Origin of the sequence: Lichenibacterium dinghuense, from assembly GCF_021730615.1 — a bacterium.
GTDB classification, from domain to species: Bacteria; Pseudomonadota; Alphaproteobacteria; order Rhizobiales; family Beijerinckiaceae; genus Lichenihabitans; species Lichenihabitans dinghuensis.
On the sequence record NZ_JAJLMN010000001.1, the window covers coordinates 2,333,619 to 2,360,000 of the forward strand.

Here is a 26,382-nt window from a genome sequence, read left to right on the forward strand (position 1 = left end):
TCTCAGGACTTCGAGAACTGGAGGCGGGGCGGCAGCGTCCGCACCGGCAGCACGCAGACGATCACCATCAGGGCCACGGTGATGGCGCCGAGGATCAGGTAGGTGTCGGCGGTCGTCAGGATGGTGACCTGTTGCTCGACGATCCGGTTGAAAGCTTCGAGGCTGCCGGGCGCGCGAGGCTGCCCATCGGCCAGCAACGGCGGTGGCGAGGTGGGCAGCACGCCGGACCCTTGTACAAGCGGCCAGCGCACGCGGCCGACCTGATCCACGATGTTGACCGAGTGCAAGGCACCGCGCCAGCGCGTGATGAGTTCGAGCAGCCACGTGCCGGCGGCCTCGGCGACGGCCCGCGGGAAGTTGATGAGTGCGGAGGCGAAGGGCCCGTCCGTCTCCTTCGTGACCGTGTTGGTCGCCATCATCAGCAGCGGCATGACGACCATCGGCTGGCCGACGGCCTGGAGCGCCTGCCACAGATAGAACTGGTCGCGGTTCCACACGACGTTGATCGAGGACGAGCCGATGCACGAGGCGAGGATAAGCGCCATGCCGACGAGGCTCACGGCCCTCGCGTCCGCCCACTTGTTGTCGAGCAGCAGGGCCATCAGGGGCAGCATCACGATCTGCCCGGCCGACACCACCAGCGTCGCGAACTGCGCCTGGACCGGGCGATAGCCTTGCACCTCCTGGAGATATTGGAGCGGCACCGTCGAGCCCGATTGGGCGATGAGCAGGAACGTGAACAGGCCGACGGCGCCGTAAGCGAAGTTGCGCTTGCCCAGCATCTGCAGCTTGAGGAAGGGCAACGGATGGAACCATTCGTTCACGAGCAGCAGCGGGATCGCGAGGGCGCTCACCAGGGCCAGTACGGAGATGAACGGCGAATTGAACCAGTCGAGCCGGTCGCCCTGAAGCAGCAGGGTCGAAAGCGCGCCCGTGCCGACGACAAGCAGGATCAGGCCACGCCAGTCCAACATGGCGAAGCGCTTCAGGACGGGCGGGTCCTGCGGCAGGCCGTACCAGACCAGCAGCGCCCCGAGCGCGCAGAACGGAATAGGCTCGAAGAAGATGAACTGCCAGGCGTGCAGGGTGTGCAGCCAGAAAGCGGCCAGCGTCGCCGCGAGGCCGGGCGTGAAGGTCGCCGTGAGGGCGTAAACGGCGAGACCGTAGAGACGGATGTCGGGCGTGAGCACGCGCAGCGCCGTGGCCATCAGGAGGGGCACCATCAGGCCGCCGAACAGGCCCTCCAGAATGCGGAGAGCGTAGATGGCCTCGATGTTTGGGCTGAAGGGGATCAGCACGCTGAACAGGCAGCAGCCAGCGATGACGCCGATCGCCCATAGGCGGTGTGTCAGGGTCACGAGGAACCAGGGTGACAGTGCCATGCCGACGATCTCGGCCGAGGTGTACAGGCTGTCGATCCAAGTGCCGGGGTCATGGCCGATGCCGAAACCGCCGCGGATGTCGACCAGCGCGATGGCAGAGACCTGGTCGTTGAACTCGCTCGCCATGGTGGCGAGCAGCACGCCGCCGAGGGCGAGCAGGGGTTTGACGTCCATGCGGCAAGGGATCCGGCTTCAGCGCGGAGGGGGAGGCGCGGCGACGTTCAGTCCGTGTGCCCGCGGTATCCACCACCCGGCGGCACGAGCCGATGGCGTCAACCAACGGAATCGAAAAGTGGCGATGACACCGATCACGCAGTCACCGCGTGACGATGATCCGTGCACGGCGCCTCGGCCCCCAATACAGGGGCCGAACCGTCTGATCTATATTTCCCAGACATCGGCATCTCGGAGCAAACCCATCGACAGCGAGAATCGGCACAACCTCGATGTGCACGCCAATCCTTGGAGCCGTCAAGTGTAAATATACAACACTCGCTTCCACTCATATCGAATATTACTTGCGAGTGACTCTCGCTATGGTGGCGAAGTGATGGAAGGTGGACGTCGAAATCCGCTCAGCGCAGCATTGAACAAACTCAAGATTGCTGAGCCGGATCGTTGCACGCGGCACGAAGGTGCTTCGTCCGCTACGCGGTATCGAGGGGCGTCCGGCGATGTCCTCAGGGGCCGAAGCCGCCGGGACGGATCCGATCGCGGTTGCCCGCCCGGTGTGGCCATATCCTTCGCACGTGCGCAGGACACCACCCTGGAAACACTCGGCGCCGCCGATCGTGCTATTTCTGCGAGTCCCTCGGTGACGGCTATTGTAACTTGCGAGCGAAGGTCGCGAAGGCAGCGAGCTGGCCTGCGATGAAGTCCCTGGTGGCGGCATCGGTGATCTCGAACGTCTCGGCATCGATCTTGCTGGCTGCCCCGCCGACGATGACCTCTGGCTTGTTGAGAACGTAAGCGTCGAGAAAGACGAGGATCTGGCGCAGGTGGTACTGGCACCGGGCGCCCCCGATCGCGCCGGGCGACGCCGTCTGGATCGCGACGGGTTTGCCGGCGAGCGGCTGCGACGAGCAGCGTGACAGCCAGTCGAGCGCGTTCTTCAAAGCGCCCGGCACTGAGTAATTATACTCGGGCGTCGCAATGACGACGCCGTTCGACACGCGGATGCTCTCCGACATTGCCAGCACCGGCTCTGGGAAGCCGTCGGCCTGCAGATCCGCGTCGTAAAGCGGGAGATCGCCGATGGTGCCGAGGACGTCGATGGTCACGCCCTCCGGTGACAGCCGCGGCAAGGCGCGCGAGATCGCGGCATTGTAAGAGCCGCGGCGTAGACTGCCGACCAGCGTGACGAAACGGAGCGGCTTGTCCTGTGACATCGTGAGATCTCCAGTGTCTTGGATTGAGGCGGGACGAGCCGACCTCATCCTCCAGCAAACGGCCGCATTCGGATTGACGGCAGGTCGCACCCTGCCGGCCGTCAAACCTCGAACGTCACAGGATGATGTCTGACCCCACACGTTCATCCCAGGGACTGCCGAGATGCTCGAACAGCGCCACCCTGAAGCCGCGAACATAGGGACTCTGGATGAAACGATAGTAGGCGGACTGATGCGCGAACGTCATATCGATGACGTAGTGATTGCCGGGGTCTGTCTGTCGGATGAGCGTGATCGCGCGGACGGTCTCGTCCTGCCGCGCCTCCCGAACGAAATTCACGAGCACGTTCGTGCCTTGGGCCTGCTGGTCGGGCATCGGGTCGACGAGAACGATGGAATGAATGTTGGCGTCAGATTTGACGGGCATGGCTCAAGCTTTCAAGATGAAGGACCCGCGGCCGGGGCGGGTCAGGGCTGTGGACAGGGGGCATGATCGGAGGCGTCGCAGGAGACGAGGGGCCTGGGCGCGATCCGGCGACCACCGAACGGGCGGAGCAGCGGGATGCCGGACGGTGAGTGCGAGACCTTCTCGGGATCGTCGAGAACCGCGATGGCCTGATTGCCGACGCTGTCCGGATGGCGTTCGATAGGCCCGCGAGGGCTTCACGGGCCGGGACAAGGCCCTGGTAGCTTGGTCGAGCTTCGCATGATCTGAATCGCAGGGACGACCGGCGCGCCGACGCGATAAGCGACGCCGGTTCCGTCCATGCTCTGCTGCCGGGTGGCGCCGATGTTCTGCGGCGCGTATCGAATCGCCAGGGCACGACCACGGGCGCAACCTGTAGGCGCACGCGACTGGCCTCGCATCGATGGAAAAGGGCCCGCATGGGTCTGTCTTTGCAGGAGCGGCGCGCGGCCTGGGAGGGATGCAGAAGGGCGGACGGCTTCAAGAATGAAACATTTGCGATGGTCAACGCAAGATCAAATTTGGCTTGATTCCGATAGTCTGTCAAAGCCTATCCATGAGCGCGCCTCCTAAGCCACGCATGTATCGATCGGAAATCATGCTGGACTTAACTCCGAACGCATGTCGCGGCGAAATATCCGATCAAGCCATATTGGCTGTAGACCGGGCGCCGTTTCTGGACTGAGATGGACCTCGGGGACAGGCCTGTCAGGATGCGGCGGACTAGAGGACGGCAAAGGTTCGTCGCCTGTCCGCCCGCGGCCTTGAGAGGTTGGGCGCGACGTGCCGACTGTTCACCGCAATCCTGGAGGCATGCAGTCCGTGCGGGTCTCCGCGCGGCGAGAGCGCGGGGATGGATATGACGGGCGTCGAGGACGAGCGGCTCATGGGACCGGACAAGCGCGACTGGCGCCTATGGGGCACCTACCTGCCCGAGCGTCAGTGGGGTACGGTCCGCGAGGACACGTCCGGCGGCGGTCAGGCCTGGACGTCCTTCCCCTATGAGGACAGCCGCCGGCGCGCCTATCGCTCCGGCGAGGACGGGCTGCTCGGCTGGTGTGACGGGGAAGCGCGGCTCTGCTTCTCGATCGCGCTCTGGAACGGGCGCGACGACCACCTGAAGGAGCGTCTGTTCGGCCTCAGCAACCTCGAAGGCAACCACGGCGAAGACGTCAAAGAACTCTACTACTACCTCGACGGGACTCCGAGCGGCAGTTACGCCCGAGCACTTTATAAGTACCCGCAGGGACCATTCCCCTACGCGGAGCTAGTGGAGGAGAACGGCAGGCGCGGCTTCGGCGATCCGGAATACGAAATCATCGACACGACCGCCTTTGCCGAGGATCGCTACTTCGACATCATGGTCGAGTATGGCAAGCGCAGTCCCGAGGACATGCTGATCTGCCTCACGGTGCGCAACCGGGGGCCCGAGACGGCCGACCTCGCCCTGCTTCCCACGCTCATATTCCGCAACGCCTGGGGACGGGGTGGTCCGCACCCCGGTCGTCGGCCGGAGATGTGGGTGGAAAGCACCTCCATCCTGGCCCGGCACGACGACCTCGGGCTCTATCGTCTGTCGCCTCTGCCGGGTACCGCCGGAGTGCCCGAGCCGGTCTTCACCGGCAACGAGGATGCCGGCGGAGATGATGCATTCGCCTACACCAAAGACGCCTTCCACCGTCTGATCGTCGGAAACGACGGCGGCGCGGTAGATCCCGCACGCCGCGGCACCAAGGCGGCTTTCCCGTTCCATCTGCGGATCGAACCTGGCATGGACCACGTCCTGCGCCTTCGCTTTGCGCGAGACGATCAGAGGGAGCCGGAACCGCTCGACGTGCGGGGCTTCGATGCATGCTTGATACAGCGCCTCGAGGAGGCCGACGCGTTCTACGCCTCGCGCATACCGGCCGGTGCCGGTATCGAGGAAGCACGGGTGATGAGGCAGGCCTATGCAGGGCTGCTGTGGACGAAGCAGGTCTATATCTTCGACGTCAAACGTTGGCACGACCGCCACGGTGACGCTGCTTCGTCCCGGGATGCGCAGAGCCTCAATGCAGGGTGGCGGCATGTGCGTGCCCATGACGTCATCTCGATGCCGGACAAGTGGGAGTACCCCTGGTTTGCGGCCTGGGATCTCGCCTTCCACATGATTCCCATGGCGGAGATCGACTCCGACTTTGCCAAGAGCCAACTCCTGCTCATGTTGAGCGAACGCTACATGCATCCCAACGGGGCGCTGGCCGCCTACGAGTTCGGCTTTGATGATGCCAACCCGCCTGTGCACGCCCTGGCCATCTGGCGCGTCTTCGAGGCAGACCGCGAAACCACGGGCCGCCCGGACATCGACTTCCTGGAGCGGGCCTTCCAAAGGCTGCTCCTGAACTTCACGTGGTGGGTGAACCGCAAGGACGCCTCGGGAAAGGACCTGTTCGGCGGCGGGTTCATGGGGCTCGACAACATCGGCCTTTTCGATCGCGATCAGGCCCTGCCGTTCGGCGAAGCGCTGCTCCAGGCCGACGCGACTGCCTGGATGGGACTCTATTGCTCCGTTATGCTGACGATCGCCGTCGAGTTGGCCCAGGAACGGCCAATGTACCAGGAGATGGGCGTCAAATTTTTCCATCATTTCATTCTGATCGTCGATGCCATCAACACAGCGCTCGGCACGGGGCTGTGGGATGAGGAGACGGGCTTCTTCTACGACCAGATCCGCGAGGAGGATCGACCGCCGGTGCCGCTCAAGGTGCATAGCGTCGTCGGACTGCTGCCGCTGGTCGCCAGCACGATCCTGCGGTCCGACCAGCGCGACGCCGTCCCGGACATGGTGCGCCAGATCGAGGAGGGACTGGACGATCACCCGGAACATCGAGGCCATCGCGGCACGGCTGCCGAAGGCGAAGCCCTTTTCGCGGGAGCCCCCTTCGTGGCCCTGGTGCCGCGGGAGCGGCTCCGGCGGCTTCTGGCTCGCATGTTGGACGAAGGGGAGTTCCTGTCGCGCTTTGGGCTGCGCAGCCTGTCCAAGCGGCATGCCGACGAGCCAGTCGCGCTTAGAGCCTGACCCAAAAGCCTACGATCGCGCGAGTCGCCGGATGCCGAACTGGATGGCAGCGAGGGTGACGAAGGCGAGCAGGGTCGAGGCGAGGTTTTCGAAATCCTTGGCCAGGCGCCGGTTCCGCCCGAGCCAGGAGAAGGTCCGCTCCACAACCCACCGGCGCTTGATCACCTCGAAGCCGACCGCCTTGGGATTGCGGCGGACCACCTCCAGCCGCAGCCCATTGCTCGCTGCCGCCTCATAGGTCTGTTGCGCATTATAGCCCGCGTCGGCGAATACACATTCCAGCCACGGAAACCGGAGCTTGATCTTGTCGAACAGAAGCGCCGCGCCGTCGCGGTCCTGAACGCCTGCCGAGTGGACGACGAGGCGGATCGGCAAACCCAGTGTGTCGACGAGCGCGTGGATCTTGCGACCTTTCACCTTCTTTCCAGGCTCGTAACCCACCGCGTCGGCTGCGTCGGCGGTCTGTTTCTCGGCTTTACAGCCCCTTTTTCGGCCGACTTGATCGTCTGGCTGTCGATGATGCCGGCGGAAGGGGAACCTTCACGGTCCTCGCGCTCCCGCAGCATCGGGTAAAGCTGGTCCCAGATCGCATGCCACGTGCCGTCAGCCTGAAACTTGCGGAAGATGTTGTACACCGTCGAACGCGGAGGAAAGCCATCCCGCGGCAGATAGCGCCACGGGCAGCCGGTTCGCAGCAGAAACAGGAGCGCGTTCATCGCCGACCGCATGTCGGTCTTGCGGGGCCTGCCACCCGGAGTGGCATCCGGGATCAGCGGCCCCAGCACGGCCCACTCCGCATCCGTGACATCGCTCGGAAAGCCGCCACCCAGGCGCCTGTAGGTTTTTCGTTGCTCGTCGGTCCACATGGTGATCCTGCCCGCTCGCTCGCCGGCTCTGAATCACACAACCAGGACGACGTCATCCATCCTTTTGGGTCAGATGGGGTGATTGGGGCTCCAGCCCAGGCCCAACGGTGGCTGCTCCTGCCCGGATGGTTCAACGTGGTCCGTGTCGAGCGGCCACAAGCATCGCGACAGGAGCAACCATGACGTACTATGCCGGACTGGACGTGTCCCTGGAAGAGACCGCGATCTGCGTGGTCGATGACGCGGGTCGGATCGTGAAGGAGCTGCGCGCCGCGAGCGCGCCAGGGCCGCTGGTTGCGGCCCTGCAGGGCTTGAAGCTGCCGATCGAGCGGATCGGCCTCGAAGCCTGCTCGTTGACGGCTTGGCTGCACGAGGGCCTGCGCGCGGCGGGGCTGGCGGCGGTCTGCATCGAGACACGGCAGGCCAACGCCGCCATGAAGACCATGCCCAACAAGACCGACCGCAACGACGCGCGTGCCCTGGCGCAGATCATGCGCACCGGCTGGTTCCGGCAGGTGCACGTCAAGTCGCAGCAGTGCCGGCTGTGGCGCTCGCTGCTGGTCGCACGCCGCACGGTGCTGAACGAGATGCGGTCGATCGAGAACGTCGTTCGGGCCATGCTTCGGGAAGCCGGGCTGAAGGTCGGCACGCCGAGCCGGGCGGCCTTCGACAAGCGTGTGCGCGAACTCTGCTCGGACGACACAGCGTTGCTGGCGATGGTGGAGCCGTTGCTCACTGTACTGTCGACGATGATCCAGCAGCTCGCCCGATTGACAAAACAGGTGCTGAAGATCGTGCGCGAGGAAAAGATCTGTCGGCGGCTGATGAGCGCACCCGGCGTCGGCCCGATCACCGCCCTGGCGTTTCGCGCCACGATCGACCGACCCGATCGGTTCGGCCATTCGCGCGACGTCGGTGCCCATCTCGGCCTGACGCCCTCGCGCTACCAGTCGGGCGAGACCGACATTCAGGGCAAGATCAGCCGATGCGGCGACGAACTGGCGCGAACGGCCCTGTACGAGGCCGCTAACGCGTTGCTCGTGCGCAGCCAGAAATGGTCCAGCCTGCGGGCCTGGGGCATGACGATCGCCAAGCATCGCGGCATGGCGCGGGCGCGCGTTGCCGTAGCCCGAAAGCTGGCCGTGGTCCTGCACCGGATGTGGAGCGACGGTACCGACTTTCGGTTCGGCACCGGGCCGACCACCGCGCCCGCCACCGTAGTTGCCTGACGCTCGGAGGACACCGCGGGCCGCCACCCGCACGAGCTTCACCTGAAAGGGTGATGTGGACCGTTCCCGTGGGGACGATCGGTAAGGCCACCTCGTTGAGAGTCTTGAGCCCGCGGCGACGTCGCGAGGTCGTGAAACAGATCGAGGGACCGAGCCGGACTGACCCCATCATGCGGCGGCGAAACGCCGACCGCGAAGAGAAGCGTGTGACCCGCGGGAACGGGACAAAAAACCTGACAGGAGCGCTTGACCTCCAGAGCCCCAATCAGAGAAGGCTCTTAGCCACGGCAGTGAAACCTTCGAGATCCACTACGTTCCCGGTGAAGGCGATTCAGGGGCCTTCGGCGGCAACAGCAATTGGCGCGGACCGGTGTGGTTCCCCGTCAATCTGTTGATCATAATCGGACTGCGGCGCGCCCACCTGCTCTATGGTGCGAGCTTCCGCGTGGAATGCCCTGCAGGCTCGGGCGAGCTCATGACCCTCGACGAGGTCGCGACCGACCTGGCGCGGCGCCTCGTCGCTCTGTTCCTGCCCGATGCCGAGGGGCACCGGCCATGCCATGGAGGAGAGACGCGCTATGCGACGCACCCGCACTGGCGCGAACTGCTCTTGTTCAACGAATACTTTCACGCCGAAACAGGCCGGGGTATCGGGGCGAGCCATCAGACGGGTTGGACGGCGGCCGTAACCACGTTGATACGGGAAAGCCATCGATCTACATCCGCAGCTCCGCGCCAGTAAAAATTGGCCAATCATAATGTGTCCCGGCGCGATCGGGAATGAGGTCAGGGTTGCACGAACGTCCGCTTGCTTCTGCATACATTCGCAAGCCGCCGTTCCGCTGTCCACCCACAACTGCTGTGCGGCGGGAGTCGACCCAAGGACGAACCCGCTCTCGCGGGGAGGCTTCCTGAGGGGGAGGGCACAACTGGAGATCAGCGCGAGTGCTTGAGCGGGTTGCGCCAGCCTCCGAGCATGAGGGTCCACCCCTCATCTCGCGAGGATCACGCGATGTCCCAGCAACAAGCCTCCGTTTCCGTCAGCCCGCTCCGCCGCCGCATGCTCGACGACATGGCCATGCGCGGCCTGCACGAAGACACCCAACGCAACTACATCATGTCGGTGCGCAACTTCGCGGCCTTCCTGGGCCGTTCGCCCGAGACCGCCACGCCCGAGGACGTCCGCCGCTTCCAGATTCAACAGGCCGATAGCGGGGTGCAGCCGCCCACGGTCAACAACGCGGTGTCGGGGCTGCGCTTCCTGTTCAACGTCACGCTCGACCGGCCGGACCTGTCGCGGCGCCTCGTCCTGGCGCGCTACGCCCAGAAGCTGCCGACCGTGCTGAACGTCGAGGCGGTCGGGCGGCTGCTTGAAGCGGCGCGGGGCCCAAAGTACAGGGCTGCGCTCGGGGTGGCCTACGGGGCCGGCCTGCGCGTGTCCGAGGTGGTGGGGCTCAGGACCGGCGACATCGACAGCACCCGCATGCTGATCCGCGTCGAACAGGGCAAGGGGCGCAAGGACCGCAACGCGATGCTGTCGCCGCAGCTGCTGGAGCTGCTCCGGCAATGGTGGCGCGAGGGCCGACGCCGCGGCGTGATGCTGCCCGAAGGTTGGTTGTTCCCCGGCAAGAACAGCCTGGAGCCGCTGTCGACGCGCCAGCTCTGCCGCGCCGTCCATGAGGCCCCCGAGACGGCCGGCATCAGGAAGCGCGTCTCGCCCCACACGCTGCGCCACAGCTTCGCCACCCACCTGCTCGAGCAGGACGTCGACATCCGCGTCATCCAGGTTCTGCTCGGCCATTCCAAGCTCAACACGACCGCGCTCTACGCCCGCGTGGCGACCCGCACCATCCGGGCGGTGACGAGCCCGCTCGAGCGCCTCAAGCTGCTGATGGAGGGCGCCGACACCGGGGCCTGATCCGGTGTCGCGTTCCGCGCTGGAGATCGCGGACATCTTCCGCCGGCACGGCGCGGCCTGGCGCGCCGCCCATGCCGGTCACGTCAGCCTCGGCCAGCTCAAGGTGATGTCGGCCATCGAGAGCTGCCGCACCGCGGCGCTCGGCGGCCACGTCGAGGCCTGCGAGGGCTGCCGCCTCACCCGCGTCGCCTACAACTCCTGCCGCAACCGGCACTGCCCCAAGTGCCAGGGCGCGGCCGCGCGCGACTGGCTGGCGGCGCGTGAGGCCGACCTGCTGCCAGTGCGCTACTTCCACGTGGTGTTCACGGTGCCGGCCGAGATCGCCGACATCGCTTTCACCAATAAGGCCGCGGTCTACGACCTGCTGTTCCGGGCGGCGTCGGAGACCATGCTGACGATCGCCGCCGACCCGCGCCACCTCGGCGCCCGCGTCGGCATCACGGCCGTGCTGCACACCTGGGGCTCGGCGCTGACCCACCATCCGCACGTCCACATGATCGTGCCGGGCGGCGGCATCTCGCTCGATGGCACGCGCTGGATCTCGTCGCGGCCCGCCTTCCTGTTGCCCGTCCACGTGCTCGGCAAGCTGTTCCGCCGACTGTTCCTCACCGGCCTGACCGCACTCCATGCCGCGGGCCGGCTCCGCTTCTTCGGCGATAGGGCCGAGCTGAACGACCTGCAGGCCTTCGAACGCCACCTGGCGCCCATGAAAGCCAAGAAGTGGGTCGTCTACGCCAAGCCGCCCTTCGGTGGTCCGGAGGCCGTGCTGGCCTACCTGTCGCGCTACACGCACCGTGTCGCCATCTCGAACCGGCGCCTGATCTCGCTCGATGAGGCCGGCGTCACCTTCCGCACCAAGGACTATCGCCGCGACGGCGACGCCCGTCACCGCACCATGACGCTGTCGGCCGACGAGTTCATCCGACGCTTCCTCGTGCATGTCCTACCCAAGGGCTTCCACCGCATCCGCCACTACGGCCTGCTCGCCACGAGACGGTGCAAGGCCAACATCGCCCGCGCCCGCGAACTGCTCGCCGTCCCCGCACCGCCCGAGGCCCCCAAGCCGGCCTCTTCGGCCGAGCGGCGCACCCCATGCCCCTGCTGCGGCGGACGCATGCTCGTCATCGAGAGCTTCGAGGGCGTCGCCCGCGCCCGGGCTCCGCCCCCGCACCGATGGAGAGCCGGATGAGGGTGTCGTGATCCGGCACGGCCAGATCCAGCATAGGGTCGAAGGGACGCCGCTTCGGCCATCGGACACACTCGCCCTCACGGCGTCCGGCATCGTCCGCAGCGAGCCCGGGACAGCACCATCGGCCTGCCGGCATCGGCGGCGAACCTCGATCGCAGCGCCTGCGGACCGATCTCACGCCTCGTCCGGCCACGGATCCGCCAGTCTGGACTGGCCGCGGCGCATCCGCGCGCTCGCCCGTCCCGCCAAATTCCCATAGCGCGAGACCGCCCCCCGCGCGTTCGTCCTTGGGCGGCTTACGGACGCCGGCCCTCAGCCCGGACGCACGACCTGCGCCGGCCGCCGTCCGTAACCCTTCACCATAGGACATTCGGCGTCCATCGAGCCACACTCTGAAGCGGACGATCACGGCTCAGCCGGGTCGGCGGCTGCGTGCCTATCGCGATCCTTGCCGGACGAATATTGGCGTCCGCTCTGCTGTCGCTGATGCATGCCGCGTTTACGAGGCTGCGAGGATCTTGCGCAGGCGCGCGATCGCGCCGGGGAGGCCGCAGATGTGCAGAATGCGACCCTCCGCGTCGAACTCCTCCGACATCACGCGAGCGTTCTCGTAAACGGCGCCGATCAATCCCTGCTGGGCGTAAGGCAGCGTGAGCCGGTCTTTCACCATGGAGGATTCGAAGAAGGCGATCACCGTTTCTCGCAGCGCTGCCACATCGGCGACGGAATTCGCCGACAGGGGGATCGCATCGGGATGCTTGGCGGCCAGCGCGGCCCGACCGGCATCGTCCACGCGATCCATCTTGTTGAGCAACAGCATCGAGGGGACTGCGTCCGCGCCGATCTCGTGCAGGACGGACCGGCTGACCTCGAGTTGCGCCTCGTAGGTCGGATCGGAAGCGTCGACCACGTAGAGCAGCAGCGACGCATCGAGCGCTTCTGCTAGCGTCGACCGGAACGAGGCGACGAGGTCGTGCGGGAGCTTCTTGATGAAGCCCACCGTATCGGAGATGAGCACGCGGGGCGAGGTTTCAGGCCGCAGCGCCCGCACGGTCGTGTCGAGTGTCGCGAAGAGCTGATCGGCCACGAGCACTTCGCTCCCCGTGAGGGCTCGCATCAGCGACGACTTGCCTGCGTTGGTGTAGCCGACAAGCGCGACCCGCAGTTGGTCGCCACGCGCCGAGCGCCGCTGCTCGTCGTCGTGCTGGATCTCTTCGAGCTGCGCCTTGAGTTCTGCGCGGCGGTCCCGGACCTTGCGGCGGTCGAGGTCGATGTTGGATTCGCCCGCGCCGACGCCGCGTTGCCGGCCGCCCCCGGTCGAGGACTCTCGAAGGCGGGGGACGACATATTGCAGCCGGGCCATCTCCACCTGGAGCTTGGCCTCGCGGCTGCGCGCGTGGCGGTGGAATATCTCGACGATCACGCCGGTCCGGTCCAGCACCTCGGCGCCGGTCGCCCGCTCCAGGTTGCGCGCCTGGCTCGGCGAGATCTCATGGTCGACGATCACGACGTCGGCCGAGGGCTGCATGTCCGGGCCGGGCTCGTTCGGCACGGCAGCCGACTCGCCGCCCGCATCGAAGCGCCCTCGCGCTTTCGACGTCGATGGGGCCGCCATCGTGCTGACCACGCCCGTGCCGCCGGTGAGTGCCGCCAAGTCGTGCAGCCGCCCCTTGCCGAACACGGTCGCGCCATCGAGCGCTTCGCGTCGCTGCGACAGGGTGCCGACGACCTCGTAGCCCAACGTCTTCACCAGGCGGCCGAGTTCCTCGATGCTCGCCGCATGGGCGGCGTCATCGACGCCGGGAAGCTGGACGCCGACCAGGATGGCGCGCGGGACGGGGAGTTTGGTTTCCATGCGTTTGCGTAGCACGGTCGTGAGGTCTGTTCTCCACACAGCTCGCCTTCGATCACGAGGGCCGAGATGATGCTTTTGTGGGTTTCTGCCTGACTCACGAGCCCTCCTCACCCTCCTGTGATGATCGCCGGCCCTCGTGCCTCATCGATGCGCCAGGAATGTCGGATGTGCCCTTTGTGGGAAATGTTGGCATCGTGTTTGCAAAAGCGCTGTCGCCAGCCGGACGGCCCTCGTCCGCACGGCCCCCGCCTCTCCATCGGAGCCGCCTTTCATGACCCAGGACACGATCAGCCGGCGCAGGGCGCTGAAGCTCGGAGGCGCCGCCTTGGCCGGCACGGTCGCGATGCCGTTCTATGCGCGCCGCGCCTTCGCGGCCGAGCCCATCAAGCTCGGCAGCCTGCTCGACGGAACGGGGGCGCTCGGCCTCGAAGGCCGGCGGATGATCCAGACCACGGAATATGCCGTCGACAAGCTGAATGCCGCCGGCGGTCTGCTCGGCCGGCCCATCAAGCTCATCGCCTACGACACCCAGTCCACGATGCAGCTCTACTCACAATATGCCCAGAAACTCGCCCTCGAAGAGAAGGTCGACGTCATCCAAGGCGGCATCACATCCGCCTCGCGCGAAGCCATCCGCCCGATTTTCGATCGCGACAAGACGCTCTACTTCTACAACACACAATACGAAGGTGGCGTCTGCGACCGCAACGTGTTCTGCACCGGGTCGACCCCGGCCCAGACCGTCGACCACATCGTCGACTACGCCTTGAAGAACTGGGGCAAGAAGGCCTACATCGTCGCCGCCGACTACAATTACGGGCACATCACCGCCAGTTGGATGACGAAATTCATGAAGGACGGCGGTGGCTCCGTCCTCGGCACGGACTTCTTCCCGCTCGACGTCACCAACTTCTCGTCCGCGATCAGCCGCATCCAACAGGCGGCCCCCGACATCGTGCTGTCGGCGCTGGTCGGCGCCAACCATTCGGGGTTCTATCGGCAGTGGGATGCCGCCGGGATGAAGGGCAAAATCCCAATGGGGTCGAGCGTGTTCGGCCTGGGCGACGAGCTCACCACGATGGAGCCGTCGACCACGAACGGCATCATCACCTGCTACGGCTGGTACAATTCCCTCACGACGCCGGCCAGCGTCGACTTCGTGAAGGGCATGCAGGCCAAGTACGGTGCCGACGTCACGGACCTCAGCGAGCTCGATACCGCCACCTACGACGGCATCATGCTCTGGGCCGAGGCGGTGAAGAAGGCGGGTTCGGTCGACCGCGACAAGGTCATCGACGCGCTGGAGACCGGCATCACGGTGGAAACGCCCTCTGGCAAAGTCACCATGGATCCCAAGACCCACCATACGATCCGCACCGCTTATCTGGCGACGCCCAAGGATCGCAAGTGGGACATCCTGCAGACGTTCCCGGATCAGTACCCGGCCGACACCGGAGGGGCCTGCGATCTCGTCAAGAACCCGAAGACCAACAAGCAGTTCGTGCCGACGCTGTGATGTCGCAGATCCGGCGGAGCGAGGCTCTGCCGGTCTTTTCACTCTACGCCGCCGCACCCTCGGAGTCGCCCGCATGGATCTGACCGGCCTCGTCGCGTTCAACGTGGTGACGGGCATCGCCACCCTGATCCTGATCACGCTCGGTCTCGGCGTGATCTACGGCATGATGCGGATCATCAACCTCGCCCACGGCGAGTTCATGATGCTCGGCGCCTACACGGCCGTCACGGCGGTCGATCACGGCGTCAATATCTGGATAGCGATGCTGGTTCTGCCGCCCCTCGTCGTCGGCGTGATCGGCCTCGTGGTCGAGCGAACCGTCATCCGCTTTCTGTACGGGCGCATGATGGACACGATGCTGGCCACCTGGGGCATCAGCCTCGGGCTGATCGGCCTCGTCACGACCCTCTACGGCAACGTGATCAAGGCCGTGCCGACGCCCGTCGGCAGCTTCGACATCGGCCGCTACGGGGCGAGCCTGTTCAACTTCGTGCTGATCGGCACCGCGTTTCTGGCGATCGTCGCCATGCTGGCCTTGCTGCGCTTCACCCGGTTCGGCCTGATCCTGCGCGCCGCCATGCAGAACCCCCACATGGCCGCCGCACTGGGGGTTACGCCGGGCACCGTCTACATGGCCACCTTCGCGCTCGGCTCGGCGCTCGCCGGCCTCGCCGGGGGCGTGCTGGCGCCGATCTCGGGCGTGTCGCCCGCCATGGGGGCGGCCTATGTCGCGCGCGCCTTCATCACGGTGCTGGGCGGAGGACCGGCCATCGTCACCGGCACGGGCCTGGCGTCGGCGCTGTTCGGCTTCATCGACGAAATCGTGTCCTTCCGCACCTCTCCCGTCATCGGCGACGTCGCCCTGCTGTGCGCCGCCGTCCTGCTCATCCGCGTGCTGCCGCAGGGCATCACCGGCCGTTTCCTGAGGCGCAGCCTATGACGCCGAACGTCCTGTCCACGCGCCGACGGTCGGCGCTGGGCTTTCTCGCCGTCGTCGCGGCCGGCCTCGCCATCCTGGTCGGCGCCCCGCATGTTTTCGACACCTACGGCCTCGTCCAGCTCACGCTCTTCGCCGCCGTGGCGATCTTCGCGCTCAGTCAGGGCTATGTGTGGGGCTTCGCCGGGATTATGTCCTTCGGCCAGGCGGCGTTCCTGGGCCTCGGCGCCTATGCCTATGCGGTCGCCGCCATCGACATGGGCGACAGCACCGTGCCGGTTCTGATCAGCGTGGCCGTCCCCATGCTGTTCGCCGCGGCCCTCGGCTACTTCATGTTCTACGGCCGCATCTCGGACGCCTACATCGGGGTCATCACCCTGACTGTCTCGGTGATCCTGTTCCAGCTCATGAACACCACCTCGGGCAGCCAATATCATATCGGCCAAGCGGAACTCGGCGGCTTCAACGGGATGCCGTCGGTGCCGCCCATCAACGTCCCCGGCATGCCGGACGACCCGCTAGACCAGACCGGCATCTGGTACGTCGCCATGGGCAGCCTTCTCGCCGTCTACGCCCTCTTGCGGGTGCTGCTGGCGAGCCGGTTCGGGCGGGTGGTGGTGGCGATCCGGGAGAACGAGACCCGGGCTCAGCTCATCGGCTACGACCCGCGACTCTACAAACTCCTGTCCTTCACGATCTCGGCCGGCATCGCGGGCCTCGCCGGCTGCATCTACGTCAACTGGGGCGGCTTCATCAGCCCCACGGTCTTCGCCCTGTCGATGTCCGCCCAGGTGATCATCTTCGTCCTGGTCGGCGGCCTCGGCACCCTGCTGGGCCCGATCCTGGGCGCCGTCCTGATCCAATGGCTGATCAACGCCGCCGGAGGCCAATCGACCGTGGATCCAAACCTCGGCCTCGGTGCCATCCTGGTCGCCTTCGTCCTGCTGATCCCGCAAGGCCTGCTGCCCACGGCGCGCGCCCTGCTGGCCCGGATCGGGTCGCGGAGGAAGCCCAGCGCTCAGGCGCCCGAGAGCGTGCGATTGCGCGGTGTCCAGCCCCTCGCGCAGGAGACGCGCCGATGACCGAGCCCCGCCCCGGAGCCGCCCCGTTCCGTCCGCTGCTCCAGGCCACCGACGTGTCGATGCGCTTCGGCGGCGTGAAGGCCGTCGACAGCGTGAACTTCACGCTGGGCGAGGTCGAGCTGCGGTGCCTCATCGGCCCCAACGGGGCCGGCAAGAGCACCTTCTTCAAGATGCTGACCGGCCAGCTGAAGCCGAGCGCCGGGCGCATCCGCCTGCGCGACGCCGACATCACCGGCGCGAACCCTCACGAGATCGCCAGGCGCGGAGTCGGCATCAAGACCCAGGTGCCCAACGTTTTCAACGCCCTGACGGTGAGGGAGAACGTCTTCATCGGCGCGGCACGGCAGAAGTCCGTGGAACGCGCCGACGCCATCGTGGACGAGATGCTGGTGCGCCTTCGCCTGACCTCCATCGCAGGCCTCCCGGTCGGCCAACTAGCCCACGGACAGCGTCAGTGGGTCGAGATCGCGACCGTGCTGGCCGGCGAGCCCGAACTCGTGCTGCTCGACGAGCCGGCCGCCGGCATGACGCAGGACGAGGTGCATCGCACCGCTGAGCTGATCGGCGAGATCAATAAGACCCATGCCCTCATCGTCGTGGAGCACGACATGCCCTTCATCCGCATGATCGCCAGGACCGTCACGGTCTTCAACCAGGGCCGCATCCTGATGGAGGACGAGGTCGGGCGCGTCCTCGCGGACCAGAGGGTGCGCGACGTCTACCTCGGCAAGCAGGCGGCATGATGCACGGCGCAGCGAACCTCCCTCCCGCCGTCACTCCGCTCCTGTCGGTCGAGGGCCTCCATTCCGGCTATGGCCGCATCCCCATCCTCGGCGGCGTGACGCTGGCGGTCGGTAAGGGCGAGTTCGTGGGGATCCTGGGCCACAACGGCATGGGCAAGAGCACCTTGCTCCGCACCCTCATGGGCTACCTGCCGGCCACGGCCGGCACGGTTTCGCTCGCCGGCCGGCCCATCACGGCGCTGGCGCCCACCGAACGCGCCCGTGCCGGCCTGGGTTACGTGCCCCAGGGGCGTGAGATCTTCCCCGGCCTCAGCGTCCACGAGAACCTGCGCATGGGCTGCCTGCTCGGGGGCGCCCGGGAGGCGGAGCGGATCGCGGAAATCCTCGAGCTTTTCCCGCGCCTCAAGGCCTATCTCGACCGGCCGGGAGGCGCCCTGTCGGGCGGCGAGCAGCAGCTCCTGGCGCTGGCGCGATGCCTCTGCGGCGCGCCCCGCATCGTCCTGCTCGACGAACCGACCGAGGGCATCCAGCCCTCCATCATCGAGGAGATCATCGACACCCTCCAGCTCATCGGCCGGGAGCGCGGCATCACGGTGCTGCTCGTCGAGCAGAACCTCAACTTCATCGCCTCGCTGTCCCGGCGCATCCTCATCCTGAAGAAGGGTGTCATCACCGGCGAAGTGCCTCCGGAGGTCGCCCGAAATCGCGCCATGATCGACGAATTCGTCGGCATGGACTGACCTGTCCTCAAAATCCTCACGCCACGCGAGATCCCCTTCCCATGGACGCCACCTCCGCCCCCGCCGTCGCGCCCGACCTCGTCGAGATGACGGTCGCCGACGCCCAGGCCGCCTTCGCGGCCGGCATGACGTCGGAGAGCCTTACCCGGCTCTTTCTCGACCGGATCGCGGCCTACAACCCGCGCTACAACGCCATCATCGTGATGAACCCCGACGCGCTCGACGACGCGCGCGACATCGACCGTCGCCGCGCCGCCGGCGAGGCGCTCGGGCCATTGGCCGGTGTGCCCGTGGTCATCAAGGATACGATGGACGTCGCGGGACTGCCCAGCACCGGCGGCTGGCGCTTCCTCAGCGCGAAGGCCGGCGGCATCGACCTGATCCCCGAGACGGACTCGCCCGTCGTCGCCCGTATGCGGGCGGCCGGCTGCGTCATGCTGGGCAAGACCAACGTCCCCGTGCTGAGCGCCACCGGCAGCCACGCCAACGACAGCTGGGCGGGACCGACGATCAACGTCGCTGCCCCCGACTGCATCCCGGGCGGCAGCAGCGCCGGCACGGCAGCGGCCGTCGCCGCCAGCATGGCGATCCTCGGCCTCGCGGAGGAGACCGGCGGCTCGATCCAGAACCCGGCCTCCGCGCATGGGCTCGTCGGGTTGAAGCCCACCTTCGGCCTCGTGCCCAACGCCGGCGTCATGCCGCTGGCCGGCAGCACCCGCGACGTCGTGGGCCCCATCGCGCGCTGCGTCCGCGACGCCGCGCTGACGCTGGACGTTCTCGCCGGCTACACGGCGGCAGACCCGAAGACGGTCGCGGGCATCGGCAAGCGGCCGGCGGGCGGCTACGCCTCGGGCCTCGTTGCCGACGCCCTGCGCGGGAAGCGCCTCGGCCTCTACGGGCCTGGCTGGCGAAATCGGTCGCTGTCGGCCGAGACGACGGAGCTCTACCGCCGCGCCCAGGCCGAGATCGCGGCCCGCGGCGCGGTGCTGGTCGACGACCCGCTGGCGGGCTCGGGCTTCGCCGACATCGGCCAGCCCGTCGAGGGATCCGACCATTACGACGCGCGCGGCATGGAATCGGTCGCCTTCGATCTCCACCACTATCTCCAGCGCATGGGGCCGTCGGCGGCCCTCCGGTCCTTCGCGGATTTCGCCGCCGCCACAGCCGAGGAGGACTGCTTCGCGCCGGGTGGCGTGCTGCACATGATGCATCAATTGCCGCAGTTCGGACCTGCCCTCGCCGCCCCGCTGACGCCGCCCGACCTGTCCGACTTCCTTTCGGCCCGGGAGGGCTACCTCGCCATCCTCGACCGCGTGATGGCGCGCGAGCGGCTCGACGGCTTCGTCTTCCCCCAGATGCGCGACGCACTGCCGCCGCTATACGGCACCGAGACGCTTCACGAGACCACGGTCTGCGAGATCAACATCGCCGGCCTGCCGGGGTTGACGGTGCCGGCGGGATCTTACGCGTCCGGCGCACCCTTCAACCTGATCTTCGTCGGTCCGCTGTGGAGCGAGGCCGCCCTCCTCGGCATGGCTTTCGACTACGAGACAGCGACCCAGCACCGCCGCGCCCCGCAGCTCGCCGGGGCCTGAGATGCCCTGTCGCGCGCCGCGAGTTCGACCCAAGCTGAACCCGCTACAATGCGAGTCGGACCACGACGCGGCGGACGGGAGGCGCGATCACGATGCTGACGGACCATCGCCACGGGGAAATCCTGGCGCGCCTGCGCAGCGCGGGGAGGGTCGGGGTGATGGAAATCGCCACCCTCCTCCAGGTGTCCGACGAGACGATCCGGCGCGACCTCAAGCAGCTCGAGGAGCAGGGCCTTCTGCGGCGCATCCACGGCGGCGCCGTGCCCCAGCGCCTCGATCGGGACCGGCCGCTGACGGAACGCGGTCGCATCGCCCCGCGCGAGAAGGCCCGCGTCGCCCTCTTGGCGGAGCGGCTGGTGCAGGACGGCATGTCGGTTTTCATCGACACCGGCACCTCGACGCTGGCCCTGGCGCGGCAGATCAAGGGGCGACAGCTCGCCGTGACGACGAACTCGATCGACGTCGCCCTGACGCTCGCCGACGGGCCCGCGACGGTCGCCATGACGCCCGGCACCGTCCGCGCCAAGGATCACGCCCTCGTGGGATACGAGACCGTGGCCTATGCGCAGCGCTACTTCTTCGACGTGGCCTTCATGGGCATCTCGGCCTGCGACATCGACCATGGCTGGATGGACTACGAGGAGCACGAGAGCGTGCTGCGCCGGGCCATGAAGAAGCAGGCGCGCCGGTCCGTGATCCTGGCCGATTCCGGCAAGTTCGGCCGGCAGGCCAACATCAACACGTTCGCGCTCGACGCCCCGCTGACGCTGGTCACCGACCGCCCTCCCCCGAAACCTTTCCAGGACGCGTTCGACCGGTATGACATCGAGATCATCTCAGCCTGAGGAATGCCTCGGCGGAGCCGACGACATCCACGGCCTTTTGGCGCGGTTCGCACGGTTCGGGGCGACGCCGGGCGGCGGGGTCACGCGGCTCTGCGCTTCGCCGGCCGACGGCGAGGCGCGCGGCCTCTTCGCGGCCCTGCTGGCCGAAGCCGGCGCCGTCGTCACCACGGACGGCGTCGGCAACCAGTTCGGCCGATTTCCGCTCGCCGGGATCGAGGGCGCGGCTCTTGTGATGGCGGGATCGCACCTCGACAGCCAGATGCGTGCCGGCCGGCTCGATGGCGCGCTCGGCGTCGCGGCCGCGCTCGACGTCGGCCGCGGTCTGATGGCGCGGAAACGGGATGGGGCGCGTTTCGACGCCGATTTCTGCGCCGTCAATTGGACCAACGAGGAGGGCGCGCGGTTCCGTCCGAGCCTGCTGGGCAGCGGCGCCTACGCGGGCCACCACGATGCCGCCTTCGCGCTGTCGCGCCTGGACGACGACGGGGTGAGCCTCGGCGACGCGCTGGAGGCCATCGGGCACCGGGGTCGTGACGTCGCGCCTGCCATGGCGGCCTGCTATCTCGAACTCCACGTCGAACAGGGATCGGTGCTCGAGGATGACGGCGCCACGATCGGGGTCGTGTCGCGGAACTGGGGTGCGCTGAAGATCGAGGCCGTGTTCGAAGGCGAGCAGGCCCACACGGGGCCGACCCGTATGGGCCGGCGGCGGGACGCGCTGCTGGCGGCGGCCCACGCCGTCACGGCGGCGCGGGCCCTGGCCGACCGCTGGCCCGGCCGGCTCCATACCTCGGTCGGGCGACTCTTGGTCGAGCCGAATTCACCCAACGTCGTTCCGGCTCGCGTCTCGCTGTCCCTGGAAGTCCGCTCCGCCGACGATGCCGTGCTGGCCGAGGCGGGGATACGCGCCGACGCCCTCCTCGTCTCGGCCGCTGGCGCGGCCGGCGTCGGCCTGACGGTCGCTGTCCGGTCCGAGCGCCCGATCCGAGCGCTGCCCGACGTCGTCTGCGACCTCGTCGCCCTTTGCGCCGAGACGGCAGGTCACCGCATGATCCGAATGGACACGGTAGCGGGGCACGACGCGCTCAGCCTGCTCGGCCGGTGCCCCGTGGGGCTGATCTTCGTGCCGAGCATCGACGGCATCGCCCACAACGAGCGCGAGGCGACGAAGGCGGCCGACCTCGACGCGGGGCGCGACGTGCTCCTCGCCGCCGCCGATCGGTTGTGCCGCGCAGGCGGCTCGCCGGAGCGTGCCCTGCGCCAGCTCGGAGCGGCAGCATGACGGCCGACCCCGAGGTCGACCCTCTGTCGATCCGGGTCGCGGACGCGCTCCGGCGCCTGCCCGGCGGGGCGGCCGCGTGGGGGACGACGGGCGTTCTCGCCGCGGCCCCGGTCGCGTCCCCGGTGCACCGGGCCGTGGCGTCGGACTGCATCCGCGTCGAGCGGGCCGGGTCGCCGCCGGTCTTCATCAAGATCCGCCACGCCGACATGGCGACCGACGTCGTTCCCTGGGCCGCGGACGCCGCCCGCAAGGCGGCCGAGCTCGGCGTCGGCCCCGAGGTCCTGGGAGATGCCACGGGCGTGCTGGCCCTGGCCTGCCTCGATCCGCCGTGGCGCACAGCCACCGTCGGCGACCTCCAGGATGCCGACACGCTGGGCCGCGTGCTCGAGGCCAAGCGTCGGCTGCACGAGGCTCCGCCGCTCGGGCGACGCTTCTGCCCCTTCGATCGCATCGCCGCCCTGGCGACGGAAGCCGCCGCCGTCGGGGCGCCGCTGCCCCGCGACGCCCCGTCTCTCCTCGCCGCGGTGGGGCTGGTCCGCGAGGCGGTCGAGGCTGCGGGGTTCGATCTGCGCTTCTGCCACAATGACGGAACGGCCTCGAACGTCATGCTCGACGGCACCGCCCTCCGCCTCGTCGATTTCGACACGGCCGGCGACAACGACCCCTGGTTCGATGTCGCCGCCACGATCAACGAGGCCTGCGATTTCGACGCCGAGCGCAGGGTCGCCATCATGCGCTACGCCGGGGGCTGCGACGAGCGCGCCTTCAACCGCTGTCGCCTCTACGGCGCCGTCGACGACGTGATGTGGGGCCTTTGGGGCGTGACGCGCGCCATGACGACGCGGCGGAGCGGCGTCGAGTTCTTCAAATACGGGCAATGGCGCCTGCTCCATGCCCGCGCGGCGATCGGGGCGCGGGACTTCGAGACGTGGCTGCGGCGCCTGTGAGCGCCGGTACGGAGGCGAGAGCGTCATGACATGGAAGCGGTCGGGCGAGGGCGTCGGCGAGGGCGAGCGAGCCATCGAGGCGGTCCTCGCCGAGGTGCCGGCCTGGACCGGGCGCGCCGTGCGCTACCGCCCGGTCGCGGGCGGGCTGTCGAACAGCAACTGGCGCGTGTCGATCGATGGCGACCGGGATTATTTCGTCAAGCTGCCCGGCCGCGGCACCGAGATGTTCATCGCGCGCCACGCCGCCCACGAGGCCAGCCGCCGGGCCGAGACCTGCGGCTTCGGCGTCGAGGTGGTGGGCTTCCTGCCCGAAAGGGGCGTCGAGATCTTCGCCTTCGTGGACGGGTTCCGGGCCTCGACGAACCTCGACTTCCTGCGCGGTTCCGTGCGCCGCAACGCCGCGGCGGCCCTGAAGGCCTTCAACGACTCGGCTTCCCTGTCGCTGACCAAGACGATCTTCGACCAGATCGAGGAGCATGTCGCGCAGGTCGCGGCGGTGGGGGGCCGCGTGCCGGCCGACCACGCCTTCCTGATGCGCCGTTTCGCGGACGCGAAGTCGGCGTTCCTCGCCGCAGGCCTCGATCTCGTCCCCTGCATGAACGACACGCTGGCGGGCAACTTCATGCTGGACGCCAACGACCGCGTCGTGCTGGTCGACTTCGAATACGCGGCCAACAACGAGCGCAGCTACGAGATGGCGCTCTGGTTCGACGAGATGGGTTTCGAGCTCGACGTCGAGCGCGAGATGATCGAGACTTACTGGGGGCGCGTCGACCCCATGCTGGAGGCCCGCATCGCTGTTATGAAGGCGCTCGCCGACCTGAAATGGGCCACTTGGGCCATGATCCAGGAGGCTGTCTCCGCCCTCGACTTCGACTACTACAAGTACGGCACTTGGAAACACCGCCGGGCCCGCACCCTGTTCCACCACCCCGACTGGCACGGATGGCTGACCCGGCTGTGACGGGTCGAGCATGGCCATCGTTCCGAACAGGAACATGATGGTCTATCGCCACTCCGGCGCTCGAAGGATCAATGTTATCGACGACGCGTGCTCGTCTCTACCGGAAGGGAATACGTTTCGCGAAGACTCTTGCACCACGAGCTGTCTGACGGCGGCCGACGCGAACGTCTGCTTCCACCTGGTCAGGATCCGAAGCGGCCGTTCCGCCTCCCACCCGGAATCGCCATACTTGAGTCCGAGCGCGCCATTCGGTCACGGTCGCTCAGACTCCCGACAGGCTCATCTAGTTCGCAGTCATCAGGGTCAGTATGGCAGAGATGTCATAGCGGTCGAGACGTGCATGGCATGGGTGTGCAAGACCGCCACGACCACGGCGTAGACCAGCGCGAGCACAAACAGGAGTTCCGGCGCCGAGATCATGCACGAGCCGCGTAAAATGTCGCGCGCCGCCAAGCGACCGAGTTCCTCGGCAAACTCCTCCAAAGGATTCCGACCGCGCCGTGACCCAGTGCCCGGTCTGACTCTGCCCGTCCCGTTTGATCGACCCATCAGGCCTGTCGAAGGCGTTTCGGGGTCCTTCGGCTCAACGCTCTTCTTTCCCATGGCATCTATCCTCGTGCGTTGCGGCGCGAGGTCGACGCCGACGATGGGCGAAGTGTACCAGCGGCGCCCCCAGACGGGTGCAAAGCTGGGGATCAGGGCTGGCGGGCCCTGAATCAGATCAGGACGATTCGATTTGTAATCACCGGCCCCGCGCGCGATCGTGCGCGCGACGCTGAACGCCGGAGCTCGACATGCGCGCCGCCATCTACGCCCGGTTCTCCTCCGACCGCCAACGCGACGCGTCCATCGAGGACCAGGTCCGCATCTGCGAGGACCTCATCCGCCGACAAGGCTGGCAGGTCGACCCGACCTTTTTCGACCGCGCCCAGAGCGGCAGCATAGCGAGCCGATCCGGCTACCGGGCCCTGCGCGACGCCGTGCCATCAAGCAGTTCGAGGTGGTCGTGGCGGAGTCGCTGGACCGGCTGATGCGCGACGGCGAGGAGGCCGAGAACTTCGGCAAGCATTGCCGCCACGCGCGCGTCGCGATCCACACCTGTGCAGAGGGCCATGCGAGCAAGCTCGTCATGGGCATCAAGGGGACGATCAACGCCGTCTTCCTCGACGACTTGGCCGAGAAGACCCATCGCGGTCTGCACGGGCGCATCGAGGACGGCGCTTCCGCAGGAGGGCTGAGCTACGGCTACGACGTCGTGGCCACCGCCGAGGGCGAGGATAAAGGCCAAAGGTGCGTCAACGTCGCCGAAGCCGAGGTCGTCCGGCGCATCTTCGACGACTACGGCCTGCGCAATCTTTCACCGAAGAAGATCGCTGCGGCCCTGAACCGCGAGGGGATCCCGGGCCCTCGTGGGGGCAAGTGGTCCCAGAGCACCATCTATGGCAACCGTACGCGCGGCACCGGCATCGTCAACAACGAGCTCTACGTCGGCGTGCTGGTGTGGAACCGCCTGCGCTACGAAAAGCACCCCGACCGGCAGAAACACTGCTCGCAGCTGAACCCCGAGGGTGAGTGGCTGAGGAAGCCTGTGCCCGAGTTGCGGATCGTCGACGACGCCCTTTGGGCCAGGGTGAAAGGGCGCCAGACCGAGATGGACGGACGCCGAGGAGGGAACGCAGCCTCGGAAAGCCTGCCTTTCTGGCGACAGAAGCGGCCGAGCTATCTGCTGTCCGGACTGCTGCGCTACGGCGCCTGCGGCGGCGGGGTGTCGGTGATCAGCGCGACGCACGTCGGATGCTCGGACGCGCGCAACAGGGGCGCGTCCGTCTGCACCAACCGGCGCACGATGAAGCGGAGCGTGCTGGAGGACACCGTCCTGGACGCGCTGCGCACGCGGCTGATGGCGCCGGAGGTCTACGCCGCTTTCGTGCGCGGCTTCACGGCGGAATGGAACGCGGCGCAGAAGGGCCGCGCCGTGGCGCAGGAGGGGCAGCGCGATGAGCTGAAGCGTCTCGCGCGCAAGATCGGCAACCTCGTCGGGGTGATCGGCGAAGACGGCGGCTCGGCCGCGATCCTGTCGGCGCTGCGTGATGCCGAGAGCCGCAAGGCGACGCTGGAGGCCGAGCTGGCCGTGGCGGAAGCCCCGGCGCCGCGGCTGATGCCGAACCTGGCGGAACTGTACGGGGCGAAGGTGGCGGTGCTGCAGGCGGCGCTGGGAGGGGAGGACGCGGCGGCGGCGCGCGAGCAGATCCGGGCTTTGATCGACGAAGTACGTCTGGTGCCCTCCCCCGCCGACCCGAAAGCGCCGCCCACGATCGAAGTGCGGGGCGAGCTCGCGGCGATGCTGGCGCTGGGGTCTGGGCAGAGCGACGCCGCGGCT

Annotated in this window: 21 protein-coding genes and 2 pseudogenes; 16 read left to right on the top strand and 7 right to left on the bottom strand. The window is 67.5% G+C overall.

From position 1 onward, the window contains the following. Positions 1-2: 2 nt before the first annotated feature. From L7N97_RS11350 to L7N97_RS11360, 3 genes are all read right to left on the bottom strand, one after another. Positions 3-1,556, bottom strand: coding sequence for an MFS transporter (locus L7N97_RS11350; RefSeq protein ID WP_237478388.1), 1,554 nt, complete (start codon positions 1,554-1,556; stop codon positions 3-5). Positions 1,557-2,203: 647 nt separating this feature from the next. Then, a complete protein-coding gene (locus L7N97_RS11355; protein WP_237478389.1) occupies positions 2,204-2,770 on the bottom strand; it encodes an NADPH-dependent FMN reductase in 567 nt (188 codons plus the stop codon). Positions 2,771-2,885: 115 nt separating this feature from the next. Continuing rightward, positions 2,886-3,197 (bottom strand): hypothetical protein, encoded by a 312-nt coding sequence (locus L7N97_RS11360; RefSeq protein ID WP_237478390.1) that lies wholly within the window; start codon positions 3,195-3,197, stop codon positions 2,886-2,888. Positions 3,198-4,089: 892 nt separating this feature from the next. Here L7N97_RS11360 and L7N97_RS11365 point away from each other — a divergent pair. Then, positions 4,090-6,294: an MGH1-like glycoside hydrolase domain-containing protein gene (locus L7N97_RS11365; protein WP_237478391.1), complete on the top strand. Its 2,205-nt coding sequence runs from the start codon at positions 4,090-4,092 to the stop codon at positions 6,292-6,294. A gap of 9 nt (positions 6,295-6,303) precedes the next feature. Here the strand turns inward: L7N97_RS11365 and L7N97_RS11370 are convergent. Further along, positions 6,304-7,160 (bottom strand): annotated as a pseudogene (locus L7N97_RS11370) (IS5 family transposase). 179 nt (positions 7,161-7,339) lie between these two features. Here L7N97_RS11370 and L7N97_RS11375 point away from each other — a divergent pair. After that, on the top strand, positions 7,340-8,389 hold the full coding sequence (locus L7N97_RS11375; protein WP_237477084.1) for an IS110 family RNA-guided transposase: 1,050 nt from the start codon (positions 7,340-7,342) through the stop codon (positions 8,387-8,389). Positions 8,390-8,720: 331 nt separating this feature from the next. On the opposite strand, the gene L7N97_RS11380 is transcribed toward L7N97_RS11375, so the two are convergent. Beyond that, positions 8,721-9,101: a hypothetical protein gene (locus L7N97_RS11380; protein WP_237478392.1), complete on the bottom strand. Its 381-nt coding sequence runs from the start codon at positions 9,099-9,101 to the stop codon at positions 8,721-8,723. Positions 9,102-9,401: 300 nt separating this feature from the next. Between L7N97_RS11380 and L7N97_RS11385 the strand changes: the two genes are divergently transcribed. Together L7N97_RS11385 and L7N97_RS11390 are read left to right on the top strand one after the other, a co-directional pair. Continuing rightward, positions 9,402-10,307: a tyrosine-type recombinase/integrase gene (locus L7N97_RS11385; RefSeq protein ID WP_237478393.1), complete on the top strand. Its 906-nt coding sequence runs from the start codon at positions 9,402-9,404 to the stop codon at positions 10,305-10,307. Between the two features lie 4 nt (positions 10,308-10,311). Beyond that, a complete protein-coding gene (locus tag L7N97_RS11390) occupies positions 10,312-11,496 on the top strand; it encodes an IS91 family transposase (RefSeq protein ID WP_237478394.1) in 1,185 nt (394 codons plus the stop codon). A 499-nt stretch (positions 11,497-11,995) separates the two neighbouring features. On the opposite strand, the gene hflX is transcribed toward L7N97_RS11390, so the two are convergent. Continuing rightward, on the bottom strand, positions 11,996-13,351 hold the full coding sequence (gene hflX, locus L7N97_RS11395; RefSeq protein WP_237478395.1) for a GTPase HflX: 1,356 nt from the start codon (positions 13,349-13,351) through the stop codon (positions 11,996-11,998). A gap of 271 nt (positions 13,352-13,622) precedes the next feature. Here hflX and L7N97_RS11400 point away from each other — a divergent pair, with 271 nt between their 5' ends. The 10 genes from L7N97_RS11400 to L7N97_RS11445 all read left to right on the top strand — a co-directional run bounded on the left by L7N97_RS11400 (position 13,623) and on the right by L7N97_RS11445 (position 24,002). Next, a complete protein-coding gene (locus L7N97_RS11400) occupies positions 13,623-14,867 on the top strand; it encodes an urea ABC transporter substrate-binding protein (RefSeq protein ID WP_237478396.1) in 1,245 nt (414 codons plus the stop codon). 73 nt (positions 14,868-14,940) lie between these two features. Next, the gene (locus tag L7N97_RS11405; protein WP_237478397.1) at positions 14,941-15,807 is read left to right on the top strand and encodes a branched-chain amino acid ABC transporter permease; all 867 of its coding nucleotides are present in this window, start codon (positions 14,941-14,943) and stop codon (positions 15,805-15,807) included. After that, positions 15,804-16,886: an ABC transporter permease subunit gene (locus L7N97_RS11410; protein ID WP_237478398.1), complete on the top strand. Its 1,083-nt coding sequence runs from the start codon at positions 15,804-15,806 to the stop codon at positions 16,884-16,886. Before L7N97_RS11405 ends, L7N97_RS11410 begins: the two co-directional genes overlap by 4 nt. Continuing rightward, complete coding sequence (locus L7N97_RS11415) at positions 16,883-17,629, top strand: ATP-binding cassette domain-containing protein (protein ID WP_237478399.1); 747 nt, start codon at positions 16,883-16,885, stop codon at positions 17,627-17,629. Before L7N97_RS11410 ends, L7N97_RS11415 begins: the two co-directional genes overlap by 4 nt. After that, entirely contained in the window at positions 17,629-18,369 is a 741-nt protein-coding gene (locus tag L7N97_RS11420) for an ABC transporter ATP-binding protein (protein ID WP_237478400.1), read from the top strand. The genes L7N97_RS11415 and L7N97_RS11420 overlap by 1 nt, the downstream gene beginning before the upstream one ends. Before the next feature lie 41 nt (positions 18,370-18,410). Continuing rightward, a complete protein-coding gene (locus L7N97_RS11425) occupies positions 18,411-19,964 on the top strand; it encodes an amidase (RefSeq protein WP_237478401.1) in 1,554 nt (517 codons plus the stop codon). 92 nt (positions 19,965-20,056) lie between these two features. Further along, positions 20,057-20,809: a DeoR/GlpR family DNA-binding transcription regulator gene (locus L7N97_RS11430; protein ID WP_237478402.1), complete on the top strand. Its 753-nt coding sequence runs from the start codon at positions 20,057-20,059 to the stop codon at positions 20,807-20,809. Then, on the top strand, positions 20,784-22,091 hold the full coding sequence (locus L7N97_RS11435; protein WP_255721648.1) for a Zn-dependent hydrolase: 1,308 nt from the start codon (positions 20,784-20,786) through the stop codon (positions 22,089-22,091). Before L7N97_RS11430 ends, L7N97_RS11435 begins: the two co-directional genes overlap by 26 nt. Further along, positions 22,088-23,038, top strand: coding sequence for a phosphotransferase family protein (locus L7N97_RS11440; protein ID WP_237478404.1), 951 nt, complete (start codon positions 22,088-22,090; stop codon positions 23,036-23,038). The genes L7N97_RS11435 and L7N97_RS11440 overlap by 4 nt, the downstream gene beginning before the upstream one ends. Positions 23,039-23,063: 25 nt before the next feature. Beyond that, on the top strand, positions 23,064-24,002 hold the full coding sequence (locus L7N97_RS11445) for a choline kinase family protein (RefSeq protein WP_237478405.1): 939 nt from the start codon (positions 23,064-23,066) through the stop codon (positions 24,000-24,002). 303 nt (positions 24,003-24,305) lie between these two features. Here L7N97_RS11445 and L7N97_RS11450 read toward each other — a convergent pair whose 3' ends face one another. Next, positions 24,306-24,455, bottom strand: a complete 150-nt coding sequence (locus tag L7N97_RS11450) for a hypothetical protein (RefSeq protein ID WP_237478406.1) — start codon at positions 24,453-24,455, stop codon at positions 24,306-24,308. A gap of 341 nt (positions 24,456-24,796) precedes the next feature. Here L7N97_RS11450 and L7N97_RS11455 point away from each other — a divergent pair, with 341 nt between their 5' ends. Together L7N97_RS11455 and L7N97_RS30535 are read left to right on the top strand one after the other, a co-directional pair. Next, the gene (locus L7N97_RS11455; protein WP_237478407.1) at positions 24,797-25,033 is read left to right on the top strand and encodes a recombinase family protein; all 237 of its coding nucleotides are present in this window, start codon (positions 24,797-24,799) and stop codon (positions 25,031-25,033) included. Then, a pseudogene (locus L7N97_RS30535) lies at positions 25,033-25,638 on the top strand (recombinase family protein); the annotation flags it as partial. The gene L7N97_RS11455 and the pseudogene L7N97_RS30535, both read left to right, overlap by 1 nt. Between the last annotated feature and the right edge of the window lie 744 nt (positions 25,639-26,382).

Coding starts and splice junctions, on each gene's coding strand:
- L7N97_RS11375 (WP_237477084.1), top strand. CDS start 7,340: ATGACGTACTATGCCGGACTGGACGTGTCCCTGGAAGAGACCGCGATC.
- L7N97_RS11420 (WP_237478400.1), top strand. CDS start 17,629: ATGCACGGCGCAGCGAACCTCCCTCCCGCCGTCACTCCGCTCCTGTCG.
- L7N97_RS11365 (WP_237478391.1), top strand. CDS start 4,090: ATGGATATGACGGGCGTCGAGGACGAGCGGCTCATGGGACCGGACAAG.
- L7N97_RS11455 (WP_237478407.1), top strand. CDS start 24,797: ATGCGCGCCGCCATCTACGCCCGGTTCTCCTCCGACCGCCAACGCGAC.
- L7N97_RS11430 (WP_237478402.1), top strand. CDS start 20,057: ATGCTGACGGACCATCGCCACGGGGAAATCCTGGCGCGCCTGCGCAGC.
- L7N97_RS11400 (WP_237478396.1), top strand. CDS start 13,623: ATGACCCAGGACACGATCAGCCGGCGCAGGGCGCTGAAGCTCGGAGGC.
- hflX (WP_237478395.1), bottom strand. CDS start 13,351: ATGGAAACCAAACTCCCCGTCCCGCGCGCCATCCTGGTCGGCGTCCAG.
- L7N97_RS11385 (WP_237478393.1), top strand. CDS start 9,402: ATGTCCCAGCAACAAGCCTCCGTTTCCGTCAGCCCGCTCCGCCGCCGC.
- L7N97_RS11415 (WP_237478399.1), top strand. CDS start 16,883: ATGACCGAGCCCCGCCCCGGAGCCGCCCCGTTCCGTCCGCTGCTCCAG.
- L7N97_RS11355 (WP_237478389.1), bottom strand. CDS start 2,770: ATGTCACAGGACAAGCCGCTCCGTTTCGTCACGCTGGTCGGCAGTCTA.
- L7N97_RS11425 (WP_237478401.1), top strand. CDS start 18,411: ATGGACGCCACCTCCGCCCCCGCCGTCGCGCCCGACCTCGTCGAGATG.
- L7N97_RS11405 (WP_237478397.1), top strand. CDS start 14,941: ATGGATCTGACCGGCCTCGTCGCGTTCAACGTGGTGACGGGCATCGCC.
- L7N97_RS11435 (WP_255721648.1), top strand. CDS start 20,784: ATGACATCGAGATCATCTCAGCCTGAGGAATGCCTCGGCGGAGCCGAC.
- L7N97_RS11410 (WP_237478398.1), top strand. CDS start 15,804: ATGACGCCGAACGTCCTGTCCACGCGCCGACGGTCGGCGCTGGGCTTT.
- L7N97_RS11445 (WP_237478405.1), top strand. CDS start 23,064: ATGACATGGAAGCGGTCGGGCGAGGGCGTCGGCGAGGGCGAGCGAGCC.
- L7N97_RS11360 (WP_237478390.1), bottom strand. CDS start 3,197: ATGCCCGTCAAATCTGACGCCAACATTCATTCCATCGTTCTCGTCGAC.
- L7N97_RS11350 (WP_237478388.1), bottom strand. CDS start 1,556: ATGGACGTCAAACCCCTGCTCGCCCTCGGCGGCGTGCTGCTCGCCACC.
- L7N97_RS11440 (WP_237478404.1), top strand. CDS start 22,088: ATGACGGCCGACCCCGAGGTCGACCCTCTGTCGATCCGGGTCGCGGAC.
- L7N97_RS11380 (WP_237478392.1), bottom strand. CDS start 9,101: ATGGCTTTCCCGTATCAACGTGGTTACGGCCGCCGTCCAACCCGTCTG.